This window comes from Mesorhizobium sp. Mes31 (assembly GCF_024519675.1).
In the GTDB taxonomy this organism is placed as follows: domain Bacteria; phylum Pseudomonadota; class Alphaproteobacteria; order Rhizobiales; family Rhizobiaceae; genus Mesorhizobium.
This window is the reverse complement of record NZ_JALJRL010000030.1, coordinates 45,205-56,833: the sequence shown is the minus strand read 5'-3', so window position 1 is coordinate 56,833 and position 11,629 is coordinate 45,205. Positions and strand designations below refer to the sequence as shown.

The following is an 11,629-nucleotide window of genomic DNA, read 5'->3' as shown; positions in this document are numbered from 1 at the left end:
CAAACAAAGAGATAGAGCCCCATCCCGATTCCATCGGGATGGAACAGGCTCTAGACTGTTTCTAAACCAGCGCCGGTTCGGCCCAAGCCATTGAACCACCGCCCCCGCTTTTCCGAGGTGGGGTGGCATAGGCGGGCACCGGCGGCGGATCATTGTCGTCATCTCTTCGACCGCGAGGCAACCAGGAAGTCCATCTGTTCTTACGCCGCCGATCAAAATGAGGGCGGCTAGCCAGTTGCTCCCGCCCGCCGTCGAGAGCCTTCAAGGCTCTCATGATTTCATCCAAAGTGACGACAGATCCGTCATCCAGTTGGCGGAGTATCGGCACTCCGGGGACGGCACGCGCATCCGACGCCCAAGAGGCGAGCAGTGCGCGCTTCTCGGCAAGACTTATGCTTTGGTCGCGCAGGACATCTTCAGGGTGTCCGTATGTTTGCGACAAGCACCACGAACCCAGGCTTCCGGCTCGGGTTTGTAAAAATATTTCAGATCTGGTTGTCATCTCCATTCTCCGCAATCAGGTGCCTCCCGGCTGTGCCGGGAGGCGAGACCGCAGACTGATTCTTCTATCAGGCCACCTTCAGCTTCCTATCGGTATCCTGGCTAATCCGCTTGGTCGGTGAAGTCTGTTTCTCAGCCGACGTCCCAATGCCAATGCGGCGAGGTTTCAACTCTTCCGGGATGTCGCGAACCAGGTCCACCGCCAGCAGGCCGTTCTCCAAGGTGGCGCTGGCGACCTTCACATAGTCTGCCAGCCTGAAGATCTGTTTGAAATTACGAGTGGCCATGCCGCGATGGAGAATCTGCCGGTCGGTTTCTGTGGGTTGTTTGTTGCCCACCACAATCAACTCCGGACCGTGCTGGGTCAGCTCAATCTCCTCCGGGCTGAAGCCGGCGATTGCCATCGTAATGCGATAGTCGTTTTCGCCTGTCTTCTCGATATTGTAAGGTGGCCAATCCGATCGCACGCCGTTGTCAAGCATATCGAAGAGACGATCGAAGCCGACCGTCGTGCGATAGAGTGGGGTATAATCAAAGCTTCTCATAGCCATATCCTCCGTGAAGCAACATGGGTTACAAGCAGCATCGCGGCGCCACCGCGACGCCCGTTTCGTCGAGCCTAAGCCTCGACGGCAAACGATCTGGGAATGACAAAAGGCCAGTTCAAGCGGGGCCACTAAATTTTTTGTCTCATCCGGCGCGAGGGGTCGCGAGGGTAGCCTCAGTGGATGGCGATGATTCCGTCCGCGGCGCTCCATTCCGACGGCTTGATGAGCCGATGATGAGCGACGCGAACCGAATGCAGCGCACCCTCGAGCTCCCGCTCCCAGAAGGCGAGAAACCCCTTCAATTCAGGAAACTCGGGTGCGAGATCATAGTCCTGCCAGACAAAACGCTGAAGCAGGCTCGGATGGTCGGGCATGTGATAATGGATCTCGGCTGTGGTGAGGCCATACCCATCCATCTGCAGACGGAATTCCCTGCTGACCGCCACCATCATGACTTCCTCCTCTGGCGCATCTCATGCATCAAGCCGATCGAGCACATGGCGACGGCTGGCTGCTGGATTGTCCGACCGCCGCATCCAGCTGTCGCAATGCGTCCATGATCTGGTCGATGGAGAGCGGCTGGTCTGCACCCGGCGGCTGGCGCAGCCCTGGCATCGATTCCACCGCGCAGGCGTCTGAAGCCCAGGATGAAAGGATTGCACGCTTTTCCTGAAGGTCGAGCATGGCGTCGTCCAGCACGTCGGGGGGCGCTTGAAGTGCTTGGCCGGCGCAAGCAGGCGGTCAAGCGAAAGGTCGCATGTTCCTGGAACAAGGGAGGGAATGATCGGCGAAAGCGTCTGTCGGTTCATCGATGGCCTCCGTCTGCGAAAAACTCCTCGATTGCGTTCAGGTTCCGGCTGCACAAAAGCAGCGCCAACCTCGAATAATTTTGTTGGATCGCATGAGAAATTCAAGCGGGAAAATTCCACGCTCCAACAAAATAGCTGCATGATAACAGTCGGTTGGCACTCCTGATGCGTGAGTGCCAAAATTTTTGCGTCAACCTCTTGAAACCAAAAAAGGGCAAAACTAGCTCGATATGCACGCGCGATGCCTGACCAAGGGTCGCAGCGTTCCGCACCGGTTCGGAATTGCCGGTCCGGTGTGGAGGAACCTCAAAAATCTGTTTGTCCAAGAGGAGAACGAAATGGCGTTCCGTCCATTGCATGACCGTATCCTGGTCCGCCGCATCGAAGCCGAGGAAAAGACCTCCGGCGGCATCATCATCCCCGACACCGCCAAGGAGAAACCGCAGGAAGGCGAAGTGCTCGCCGTCGGTCCCGGCGCGCGAGACGACAGCGGCAAACTGACCGAACTCGACGTGAGGGTCGGCGACCGCATCCTGTTCGGCAAATGGTCCGGCACCGAGATCCGGCTCGACGGCCAGGAACTGCTCATCATGAAGGAAAGCGACGTGATGGGCGTGATCGAACAGGCCGCGCAAGTGAAGAAGGCCGCCTGACGGCTTCTTCGAAATCCAACCAGTCAACGAATGCTGCCTAGATGACGGAGTGATCCAATGGCTGCCAAAGAGGTGAAATTCCATACAGAAGCGCGCGAGAAGATGCTGCGCGGCGTCGACATCCTTGCCAATGCGGTGAAGGTGACGCTCGGCCCCAAGGGCCGCAACGTGGTCATCGACAAGTCGTTCGGCGCGCCGCGTGTTACAAAGGACGGCGTAACCGTCGCCAAGGAAATCGAGCTGGAGGACAAGTTCGAGAACATGGGCGCGCAGATGGTGCGCGAAGTGGCGTCAAGGACCAATGATCTTGCCGGTGACGGCACCACGACGGCGACCGTCCTTGCCCAGGCCATCGTCAAGGAAGGCGCCAAGGCGGTTGCCTCGGGCATGAATCCAATGGACCTGAAGCGCGGCATCGACAAGGCGGTGGAGGCCGTGGTTGCCGAGCTCAAGGCCAGGGCCCGCAAGGTAACCAGGAACGACGAGATCGCACAGGTTGGCACCATCTCGGCCAATGGCGACGCCGAGATCGGCCGCTTCCTCGCCGAGGCGATGGAGAAGGTTGGCAATGAGGGCGTCATCACGGTCGAGGAAGCCAAGACCGCCGAGACGGAACTCGAAGTCGTCGAAGGCATGCAGTTCGATCGCGGCTATCTCTCGCCCTATTTCATCACCAACCAGGACAAGATGCGCGTCGAGCTCGAAGAGCCCTATGTGCTGATCCACGAGAAGAAACTTTCGAACCTGCAGGCGCTGCTTCCGGTGCTCGAAGCCGTGGTGCAATCTAGCAAGCCGCTGCTGATCATCGCCGAGGACGTCGAGGGCGAAGCGCTCGCCACGCTGGTCGTCAACAAGCTGCGCGGCGGGCTGCGGGTCGCGGCCGTCAAGGCGCCGGGCTTCGGGGATCGACGGAAGGCCATGCTGGAGGACATTGCCGTCCTCACCGGCGGCACCGCCATTTCGGAAGATCTCGGCATCAAGCTGGAGAATGTTACGCTGCAGATGCTTGGCCGCGCCAAGAAGGTGGTGATCGAGAAGGAAAACACCACCATCGTCGACGGTGTCGGCCGCAAGGAAGAGATCCAGGGCCGCGTCGCCCAGATCAAGGCCCAGATCGAGGAAACCACCTCGGACTACGACCGCGAGAAGCTCCAGGAACGCCTGGCCAAGCTGGGCGGTGGCGTCGCCGTGATCCGGGTCGGCGGTTCGACCGAGGTCGAGGTCAAGGAGCGCAAGGACCGCGTCGACGATGCCCTTCATGCCACGAGGGCGGCCGTCGAAGAGGGCGTGCTGCCCGGTGGCGGCGTCGCGCTGCTGCGAGCCGCCAAGGCGCTCGATGCCGTGCAGGTCGACAATGCCGACCAGAAGACCGGCGTCGAGATCGTGCGCCGGGCGATCGAAACGCCTGTTCGCCAGATCGCCGAGAATGCCGGCGCCGAGGGTTCGATCATCGTCGGCAAGCTGCGTGAGAAAAGCGAGTTTGGCTGGGGCTGGAACGCCCAGACAAACGAATTCGGCGATCTCTATGGTCAGGGCGTGATCGATCCGGCCAAGGTGGTGCGCACGGCTCTTCAGGATGCGGCATCCGTTGCCGGCCTGCTGGTCACCACCGAGGCGATGGTGGCCGAGAAGCCGAAGAAGGAAGCCGCCCCGGCCATGCCCGCTGGCGCCGGCATGGATTTCTGACGTCTCGACCAGTCCGCCCGCTCCCCGACGGGGAGCGGGCATCAGTTGAAAGAATGGAGGCAAACATGGATGCAAAGGCTGGCTTCCGGCCCTTGCCCGCGCCGACACATGAGGCAAAGGAGTTCATGGCCTACGAAAGCGAATGCCGTAGCGTGATGATGCCGCTACTGACAGAGCTGCTCGAGAGGGCCGTAGCCGCTGGCTGGAACCCGCGCACGGTGGCGTCAACACTGATGTTCCTCTCCGCCCAGCAGGTATCGGCGGCCTCCGAGGCATCCGCTGGTGGCTGAACCGCGAACACTGTTCGACGATCCATTGCCATGTGATGGAAGACATTGTTGTTTTGGAGGTGGAGACATGATCGCGGGCCGGTTGCGCGAATGCCTGAAAATTCTGAGATGGGAGACGGGCGACCTCGCGGCCGAACTTGGTCGCCCGCGAGGCGAGATCGCTGCGTGGCTCGACGGCCGCAGCCCGGCGCCGCTTGCCGTTGCCGCCTGGCTCGAGGCACTGGTGAAGGCGCACAGGGCGTTGCCGGCGCCGGGCCGAAGCGTTCCGGCGCTGCAGCCTGCCAGGATAGAGCCGGACGCGATCAGCATCAGCTACCCGGCGGCTCAGTTTACAGTGCAACGAATTCACTCCCTTTCACCCTATCCGCGGCGGGCCGCGCTCTCTGATGCTCGTTCCGCTCCAGGTCCTGCACAATCGAGAGGAGGCAAAAGCCATGAATCGCAGGCAGTTTGAAGAACCGGTCACCCTCCTGATCGGAATGGGTTTTCCGGCGAGGATCGAGAGCGTGGTGGAGGCATATGCCCTGCTTCAGGATTGGCCGGCCTGCAGCCGCAACGGCGCCCATGCCGTCGCACTCAACGCTTGCAAAGCCGGCATCGCAGGCGAGATCGACCCGGAAACCGTCCGCGCAACCCTGATTGCCTTCGCCCGCCGCCAGGATATCCTCGTTCCGGACATGGTTTCGCTGGCGCCCGCGGCTTTGGCTCGCGGCGCTTCCAGGACAAGCAACACCGTCTGAACGATTGATCATCCGACGCGACCTCGTGCGGAGACCAAGCTGAAAACACAGGAACGTGAGATGACGATAGACACGAAGGCGAAAGAAACCAGGGCGTTCGAGGCGGATGTTTCGCGGCTGCTGCACATGATGGTGCACTCGGTCTATTCCGATAAGGACGTGTTCCTGCGCGAGCTGATTTCGAACGCGGCCGACGCCTGCGAGAAGCTGCGCTTCGAGGCCGTCGGCCGCCCTGAACTGTTGGCCGACGACCCCAAGCCGCGCATCTCGATATCAGCTGACGCGGACAACAAGCAGATCACCGTCGAAGACAACGGTATCGGCATGAGCCGTGACGATATGGCCGAAGCATTGGGCACGATCGCCCGCTCGGGCACGCGCGCCTTCGTCGAACGCGTCGGCGCGGGCGGCACGACCGAGGACACGCAGCTCATCGGCCAGTTCGGTATAGGCTTCTATTCCGCCTTCATGGTCGCCAACCGGGTCGACGTCATCAGCCGGCTGGCGGGAAGCGAGGAGGCCTGGCGCTGGTCATCCGATGGCAAGGGTTCCTACGAGATCGCGCCGACCCCGCTTGAAGCAGCACCCAGGCGCGGCACCCGCGTCGTGCTGCATCTCATGGACGACGCCATCTCCTACACCGGATCCTACCGGCTCGAGCAGTTGGCCAAGTCGCAGTCGGGCCATGTGCCCGTGCCGATAACGTTCATCGAGAAACCCGGCGCCGAGGCGCGCGACATTGCCGACGGCACGGCGCTCTGGGTCAAGCCGAAGAGCGAGATCAAGCCCGAGGAATACACGGACTTCTACCGCAGCGTCGCTGGCCAGTATGACGAGCCGGCCGCCACGATCCATTTCCGCGCCGAAGGAAGGCAGGAATACAGCGTGCTCGCCTTCGTGCCCGGCTCGCGCCCCTTCGATCTGTTCGACCAGGACCGCAAGGGCCGCATGAAGCTCTATGTGCGCCGCGTTTTCATCACTGACGATGCCGACCTTCTGCCACGCTACCTGCGCTTCGTTCGCGGGCTGGTCGATTCCGCCGACCTGCCGCTCAACGTCTCGCGCGAGATGATCCAGGAAAGCCCGCTGCTGGCCTCGATCCGCAGGGGCCTGACCAATCGCGTGCTCGGCGATCTCGGCAAGCTGGCGGAAAACGAAGCCGAGGCCTATGCCAAGATCTGGGAGAATTTCGGCGTTGTCCTCAAGGAAGGACTCTATGAGGACTATGAGCGGCGCGAGCAGTTGCTGAAACTCGCCCGCTTCCGATCGACCGCTTCGGGCGAAGGCTGGCGCGGCCTCGCCGACTATGTCGCCGCGATGAAGGAAGGCCAGAAGGCGATCTTCTTCATGGCCGGCGACGACCGCGCCCGGCTCGAAGCCTCGCCGCAGCTCGAAGGGTTCAAGGCGCGCGGCATCGAGGTGCTGCTGCTCACCGATCCGGTCGACAGTTTCTGGGTGACGATGGCGCCGGACTTCGACGGCAAGCCCTTCAAGTCGGTGACGCAGGGCGTGGCGGAGCTATCGGACATTCCGCTGCTCGACGACACGAAAAAACTGGACACGGCGGCAACGCCTGAGGTCGATGGCTTCCTTGCTTTCGTGAAGTCGGCTCTCGGCGACGCCGTCTCGGACGTCAAGGCCTCCGACCGTCTGACCGAAAGTGCGGTCTGCCTTGTCGCGCCCGAGCATGGTCCCGACCGCCAGTTCGAGCGGCTGATGAACGCCGCCGGCCGCCTCGACAAGGCAGCCAAGCCCATCCTGGAAATCAATCCAGGGCATGAGCGCGTGCTGGCGCTCGCCAGCCTCGGCGAAGACGAGCAGGCCTTCAAGGAGGATGCGGCCCATCTTCTCTACGACGAGGCCCGCGTGCTCGACGGCGACAAGCCAGCGGACGCCAGGGCGTTTTCGCAGCGTCTGGCGCGGCTGATCGCGCGCGGCCTGACCAAGTGATAGTCGCTGCAACCGAAGGAACGTCGCTGCTTCTCGCGAGCGACAGAAACTCAAGTTAGGCCGGGCATCAGTGAGCGCCGAGAGTTCCTCTTGGCCCGAGGAGTGTCTTCGGCCGGGGGCCGCTCCTGTAAGCGCTTCCTACGCTTGTTATGTGTAAGCGTTTCCTATGTTAGTTACTACTTGTAGTAAATAAAGGACACCTAGGAAACGCTTACATATCCTATCCCCCCGCGGCCCATCACGCCACGGCGGCGCGATGTAGGGTTACCGGATAACGCAGGCGGTCCGCAATACGGATGGCATCCGGGCAGGGTCCCGGCTCTTCAATAACCAACGACCACTAGCGCCCGAGCAATCTTATAAGCACAAGAGCGGATTGCCGCTGAAGAAGCCGCGATGCGCGACCAAGCGGTGGCAGAACTTGAGCGAGTGGTGACGAGATCGAAGCGCTCGAAGCGAGCAAGGAACAGCCCGACGCGTTCCTTGGTCTAAACGAAACGTCGCAGAGAGCCGGACATGGGCAGATTCTGCAACTTTGTCTTCGAGCAGTTTCAGAAAGCTCGCGACCTCTATCGTCTGCCGAAGTCAAAGACATGCTCGAAAGGGAGAATCCGGCGATGAAGTTGACGCCTGTCCCAGGGACACTCAGCCGACTGGTAACACAAGGTCGAATGCGAAGAGATGAATTCGGGCGCTATTTGATGGCGTGGACATGCCCAAGCACCTGCGGCGAAACCAACGTCCTTAGTCGTTACGGTCGGGGCGCAAAAAGCCGGGCTCTCACGCTGCGGCAAGAAGATTCTAGCGAGCACCCCGAAGTGCGCTGGGGAGGGCGGGGAGTGCAGTCCGCAGTTCGCAGTCGAGTTTCCTGGTCGATCACAACGTGGTGGCCCTGTCCTCCAACGCCTTGCCCCACGTCAGAATCTTGAAACTCCGAAATTCGGGGTGGTAGTAAGGGTCGTTCTCGACCAGCTTGACAACCTCGTCTCGGCCGTCGGCCTCAACAACCCAGAGCCCGCCTACGAACGGCTCCCCGGGAGCTTTTCTCAAGCCGCCACCGATCAGGATCCTGGCTGAATTGGCCCGCAGGTAGTCGAGGTGCTGCGCTCCGAACTTCCGCCTGACATCGAGCATTTCCAGGTTGTCATCGAAGATCACTACCCATCGGGTCATGCTCAATCTCCTCACTTAAGCTACAGCCCGGCATCCTGGGCCTATCCGATCCGATCGGGCGCGGCCAGACAGCTCTCGCCGGGCGCAGCGGATGGGCGCCGGTCGGTTGTTTCAATTTTCCCTCACGGCCGATGGCACAATGCGCCTGTCTTGGGTGGGGCTCGTCGCCAGTCGGATCCCGGCGCCGGTCAAAACGACCCCTGCAATCAGCGAAACGCCGATTGGTTCGCCGAGAGTCAGGGCAGAGATCAGGATGCCAAGACTCGGGGCCGCCAGCAGCGTCATCGACATTGTGCTCGCCCGAAAATGACGACCGGCTTCCACGACCGCCCAATAAGCGAATGCCGTCGCAACCGGACCAACATAGACAAGCGACGCAACCCCGCTCTTACCGATCGTCGGTGGGGAACCCTCGACCAGAATTGCCAGCGGAAACAGCAACCCCGCTGCGATAAGTGTCTGCCAAGGGGCCAGCGCAAGAGCGGACACTGTGAAGCGATGCGAGCGCACGAAGACGATCGAAATCGCCCATGCGGCAGCCGCACCCATCAGCATGACGTAAGCCAAGACCTGGCCTATTCGATCCGGATGAAGCGAGGGGAGAGCGATCGCCAACACACCCAAAATCCCAAGGCCAACGCCAAACATGGCCAGCCTCGAAACATGCTCATGAAGCCACCATCCCGCGAGCGGGACGACCCAGATTGGCGTCGAAAAGGCCAGGACGGAAGCACGGCCGGGCGGAAGAACCGTCAAGGCAAGACCGGTCAGGGCCGAATAGGCGGCCATCTGTAACGCCCCGGAAACAACGACGAGCGGCCAATCTGGTCGTGGCGGAAAGACAAGTTCACGCCGCGCAGCCACAAGGCCAAAGAGGCAGCAGGCTGCGATGATGTAACGAAAACAGCCATACCAGATCGGCGGGACGGTTGTGACCCCGACCTTGATGACAGGCCAACTTATGGCCCAGGTCAAAACAAGCAAAACCAGGAGCCATCGATGGCCGATACCGCTCGCTTCGGCTCTTTGAGCAACCATGCTTGTCGATTCCTAGAGATGGACATGAGCCTACCGATCAGCGCTTGGGAGATGGTGGCACAGGAAGACGCGATCAGAATTTTTCACCGGCAGGCCGCAAATCAAGCTCGTGTGTCCAGGCGCTACGCTGCTGGCGGTGGAGTTGATAGTAAACTTCCGCGATAGCCGTCGGCGCCAGGCCGTCTCCCGATCCTGCTTCGCCGTCCTCGTTGATCATGCCATCGATAATGACATGGGCTACGTGAACGCCTTTTGGGCCGAGTTCACGCGCCATACTCTGGGCCAGGGCGCGAAGGCCGAACTTGGGAACCGCGAAGGCCGCAAAACCAGCGCCGCCACGGATAGACCCGGTGGCACCGGTAAAAGCAATCGTGCCTCGGCCAAGCAGCAACATCGACGCTGCTGCCGCCCGGCCGACCAGGAATCCGCCAAAGCAACCGGTGCGCCATGCCTCTTCGAAGAGCTTGTCGGAGATGTCCAGAATGCCTGCGCGATCCCACGTTCCGACATTGAACACCACAAGATTGGGTTGACCGAGGTCTTTCGTCACCTGCGCGAACATCGCAGTGACCTGGTCGCCGATCGTGGCGTCACATGCGTAACCGTGAACAAGGTCGCAGTATCCCGGCGCCTCAGGGGTGTGGCTGCCCTTGCGGGTGACCGCGGCCACGCTCATGCCCGCTTCGGCAAAGCGCCGGACCAAAGCGTTCCCAAGTCCCGGCCCGGCTCCAACCACGATGGCGACTTCTCTGTCGGTCATCGATCTTCTCCCTTCGACGTCAAGAACGGTCATTTGTGGGATTTGACGTAGCGAACGAAGCCCGCGACATCGTCGGCGACAAGCCTGCCAATGGCTCCGCTGGAATACACTGCGGTGAGAACCTTGCCGCCTGGATCCAGGACGAAACCGGTGGACTGCAGGTAGCGCGGACTGTCATTGGTGTATGCACCGGTGGCCGCGGCGATTTCGTCCGCATCCGCGCCGTATCCGATCGGAAATCCAAGGCGGTGCTTTTCGACAAGGATCAGAGAGTCGGCCTCGTCATCGACCGACAGGGCAACGACCTTGACGCCGAGTTCGGCGAGCGTGTTGGCGGCGCGCGAAAACGCCGCGAGTTGCGCGTTGCAATATGGGCACCAGGAACCGCGGTAGAACAGCACGACTCCGAAAGACCCCGCAAGATCGCCGGGCAAGGAGATCGTGCCGCCGCCGACGGCATTAATCGCGAGAGCGGGGAAGATATCGCCGTTGGAAAGCACAGGCATGGGTTCTCCTAAAGAGTGGACTAATTAGTCCAGTCCTAGTTGCTAAATCTCCGCCTGTCAATTAGGATACCGATCATGGCAAGCATCGAAATCGGACAGCCTCTGACCGCCCGGGGGAAAGCGACGCGCGCTCGCATCGTCGAGGCAGCGACCGAGCTGGTGCGTGCCCACGGTGTCGCCAACACCAGCCTCGACGCGGTGCTGGCGGCAAGTGACACGAGCAAGTCGCAACTCTATCACTACTTCGCGGATAAGGACGATCTGGTGCTCGCGGTCATCCAGCGTCAGACCGAGTGTGTTCTCGCAACGCACGAGTCTCATCTGCGTAAGTTGCACTCATTGGCGGGACTGCGCCGCTGGCGGGATGCAGTGGTCGAGTTGTCTCGGCAGACCGACTGCGCGGGCGGCTGCCCGCTTGGTTCGTTGGTTTCCGAACTGGCCGAGTCACCGCGCCCTCGCGAACTGCTGGCTGAAAGCTTCGCACGGTGGGAAGCGCTTCTGGTGGCGGGGTTCGGGGCAATACAAGCGCGATCGGGGACGAGGCGGGACTGCGACCTGACCGAACTTGCCACCGTGGTGCTGGCGGCGCTGCAGGGCGGCCTGCTGCTCGCCCAGACCACCCGTTCCACCCGTGCCCTCGAACTCGCCCTCGACATGGCCATCGACCGTGTAGAGGCACAATTGGCCTGACACATTCTAGCCAGCGGCGCGAGAAGGTCGGTGGCGGCGTCTGGATGTTGTGCTGGCGGTCGTCGACAGCGTGACGAGAAGCCGGTTGACTCAGGCCTTGGCAGCTTGGCAGCGCTGGGGATTGCGTGCTCTATCCGGGCATCGCAGGGCTGCGTCGTGCGGTCACAAGATCGGCTCCGGACAGATTGCCTGACCCCAGCATTGGCAGGAGCAGCCCAAAACCAGAAATCGAAAGTATTGACCTGTGTTTCCACCACTTCGATTTTGCCGGCCGATTGCCGCGGC

At 61.3% G+C, this 11,629-nt stretch carries 14 protein-coding genes; 7 read left to right on the top strand and 7 right to left on the bottom strand.

The genetic code is table 11. The features are described 5' to 3' along the window. Positions 1 to 569 precede the first annotated feature (569 nt). The 3 genes from NR193_RS31440 to NR193_RS31430 all read right to left on the bottom strand — a co-directional run bounded on the left by NR193_RS31440 (position 570) and on the right by NR193_RS31430 (position 1,733). Positions 570 to 1,046 (bottom strand): Hsp20 family protein, encoded by a 477-nt coding sequence (locus NR193_RS31440; RefSeq protein ID WP_256754555.1) that lies wholly within the window; start codon positions 1,044 to 1,046, stop codon positions 570 to 572. A gap of 176 nt (positions 1,047 to 1,222) precedes the next feature. Beyond that, a complete protein-coding gene (locus NR193_RS31435; RefSeq protein ID WP_256754554.1) occupies positions 1,223 to 1,501 on the bottom strand; it encodes an usg protein in 279 nt (92 codons plus the stop codon). 28 nt (positions 1,502 to 1,529) lie between these two features. Next, complete coding sequence (locus NR193_RS31430) at positions 1,530 to 1,733, bottom strand: hypothetical protein (protein WP_256754553.1); 204 nt, start codon at positions 1,731 to 1,733, stop codon at positions 1,530 to 1,532. 463 nt (positions 1,734 to 2,196) lie between these two features. Here NR193_RS31430 and NR193_RS31425 point away from each other — a divergent pair, with 463 nt between their 5' ends. The 6 genes from NR193_RS31425 (at position 2,197) to htpG (ending at position 7,177) form a co-directional block, all read left to right on the top strand. Continuing rightward, positions 2,197 to 2,511 carry a co-chaperone GroES gene (locus NR193_RS31425; RefSeq protein WP_256754552.1) on the top strand — a complete coding sequence of 105 codons (315 nt, stop codon included), beginning with the start codon at positions 2,197 to 2,199 and terminating at the stop codon, positions 2,509 to 2,511. 57 nt (positions 2,512 to 2,568) lie between these two features. Further along, a complete protein-coding gene (gene groL, locus NR193_RS31420; RefSeq protein WP_256754551.1) occupies positions 2,569 to 4,197 on the top strand; it encodes a chaperonin GroEL in 1,629 nt (542 codons plus the stop codon). Between the two features lie 65 nt (positions 4,198 to 4,262). After that, complete coding sequence (locus tag NR193_RS31415) at positions 4,263 to 4,487, top strand: hypothetical protein (protein ID WP_256754550.1); 225 nt, start codon at positions 4,263 to 4,265, stop codon at positions 4,485 to 4,487. Between the two features lie 67 nt (positions 4,488 to 4,554). Next, the gene (locus NR193_RS31410) at positions 4,555 to 4,941 is read left to right on the top strand and encodes a hypothetical protein (RefSeq protein ID WP_256754549.1); all 387 of its coding nucleotides are present in this window, start codon (positions 4,555 to 4,557) and stop codon (positions 4,939 to 4,941) included. Continuing rightward, the gene (locus NR193_RS31405) at positions 4,922 to 5,227 is read left to right on the top strand and encodes a DUF982 domain-containing protein (protein ID WP_256754548.1); all 306 of its coding nucleotides are present in this window, start codon (positions 4,922 to 4,924) and stop codon (positions 5,225 to 5,227) included. The genes NR193_RS31410 and NR193_RS31405 overlap by 20 nt, the downstream gene beginning before the upstream one ends. A gap of 60 nt (positions 5,228 to 5,287) precedes the next feature. After that, positions 5,288 to 7,177 carry a molecular chaperone HtpG gene (gene htpG / locus NR193_RS31400; protein ID WP_256754547.1) on the top strand — a complete coding sequence of 630 codons (1,890 nt, stop codon included), beginning with the start codon at positions 5,288 to 5,290 and terminating at the stop codon, positions 7,175 to 7,177. Between the two features lie 876 nt (positions 7,178 to 8,053). Here the strand turns inward: htpG and NR193_RS31395 are convergent. The 4 genes from NR193_RS31395 to NR193_RS31380 form a co-directional block, all read right to left on the bottom strand. After that, positions 8,054 to 8,350 carry a YciI family protein gene (locus tag NR193_RS31395; RefSeq protein WP_256754546.1) on the bottom strand — a complete coding sequence of 99 codons (297 nt, stop codon included), beginning with the start codon at positions 8,348 to 8,350 and terminating at the stop codon, positions 8,054 to 8,056. Positions 8,351 to 8,461: 111 nt separating this feature from the next. Continuing rightward, a complete protein-coding gene (locus NR193_RS31390; protein WP_256754545.1) occupies positions 8,462 to 9,388 on the bottom strand; it encodes a DMT family transporter in 927 nt (308 codons plus the stop codon). A 73-nt stretch (positions 9,389 to 9,461) separates the two neighbouring features. Next, positions 9,462 to 10,148 (bottom strand): SDR family NAD(P)-dependent oxidoreductase, encoded by a 687-nt coding sequence (locus NR193_RS31385; protein WP_256754544.1) that lies wholly within the window; start codon positions 10,146 to 10,148, stop codon positions 9,462 to 9,464. 29 nt (positions 10,149 to 10,177) lie between these two features. Beyond that, positions 10,178 to 10,654 carry a peroxiredoxin family protein gene (locus NR193_RS31380; RefSeq protein WP_256754543.1) on the bottom strand — a complete coding sequence of 159 codons (477 nt, stop codon included), beginning with the start codon at positions 10,652 to 10,654 and terminating at the stop codon, positions 10,178 to 10,180. A gap of 75 nt (positions 10,655 to 10,729) precedes the next feature. Between NR193_RS31380 and NR193_RS31375 the strand changes: the two genes are divergently transcribed. Continuing rightward, positions 10,730 to 11,344 (top strand): TetR/AcrR family transcriptional regulator, encoded by a 615-nt coding sequence (locus NR193_RS31375; RefSeq protein WP_256754542.1) that lies wholly within the window; start codon positions 10,730 to 10,732, stop codon positions 11,342 to 11,344. The last annotated feature ends 285 nt before the right edge of the window (positions 11,345 to 11,629 follow it).

Bases quoted from the DNA above. Each gene is read 5' to 3' on its own strand.
- NR193_RS31390 (WP_256754545.1), bottom strand. From the start codon at position 9,388: ATGGTTGCTCAAAGAGCCGAAGCGAGCGGTATCGGCCATCGATGGCTC.
- NR193_RS31405 (WP_256754548.1), top strand. From the start codon at position 4,922: ATGAATCGCAGGCAGTTTGAAGAACCGGTCACCCTCCTGATCGGAATG.
- NR193_RS31410 (WP_256754549.1), top strand. From the start codon at position 4,555: ATGATCGCGGGCCGGTTGCGCGAATGCCTGAAAATTCTGAGATGGGAG.
- NR193_RS31385 (WP_256754544.1), bottom strand. From the start codon at position 10,148: ATGACCGACAGAGAAGTCGCCATCGTGGTTGGAGCCGGGCCGGGACTT.
- NR193_RS31415 (WP_256754550.1), top strand. From the start codon at position 4,263: ATGGATGCAAAGGCTGGCTTCCGGCCCTTGCCCGCGCCGACACATGAG.
- htpG (WP_256754547.1), top strand. From the start codon at position 5,288: ATGACGATAGACACGAAGGCGAAAGAAACCAGGGCGTTCGAGGCGGAT.
- NR193_RS31440 (WP_256754555.1), bottom strand. From the start codon at position 1,046: ATGAGAAGCTTTGATTATACCCCACTCTATCGCACGACGGTCGGCTTC.
- NR193_RS31375 (WP_256754542.1), top strand. From the start codon at position 10,730: ATGGCAAGCATCGAAATCGGACAGCCTCTGACCGCCCGGGGGAAAGCG.
- NR193_RS31395 (WP_256754546.1), bottom strand. From the start codon at position 8,350: ATGACCCGATGGGTAGTGATCTTCGATGACAACCTGGAAATGCTCGAT.
- NR193_RS31380 (WP_256754543.1), bottom strand. From the start codon at position 10,654: ATGCCTGTGCTTTCCAACGGCGATATCTTCCCCGCTCTCGCGATTAAT.
- NR193_RS31425 (WP_256754552.1), top strand. From the start codon at position 2,197: ATGGCGTTCCGTCCATTGCATGACCGTATCCTGGTCCGCCGCATCGAA.
- NR193_RS31430 (WP_256754553.1), bottom strand. From the start codon at position 1,733: ATGCTCGACCTTCAGGAAAAGCGTGCAATCCTTTCATCCTGGGCTTCA.
- groL (WP_256754551.1), top strand. From the start codon at position 2,569: ATGGCTGCCAAAGAGGTGAAATTCCATACAGAAGCGCGCGAGAAGATG.
- NR193_RS31435 (WP_256754554.1), bottom strand. From the start codon at position 1,501: ATGATGGTGGCGGTCAGCAGGGAATTCCGTCTGCAGATGGATGGGTAT.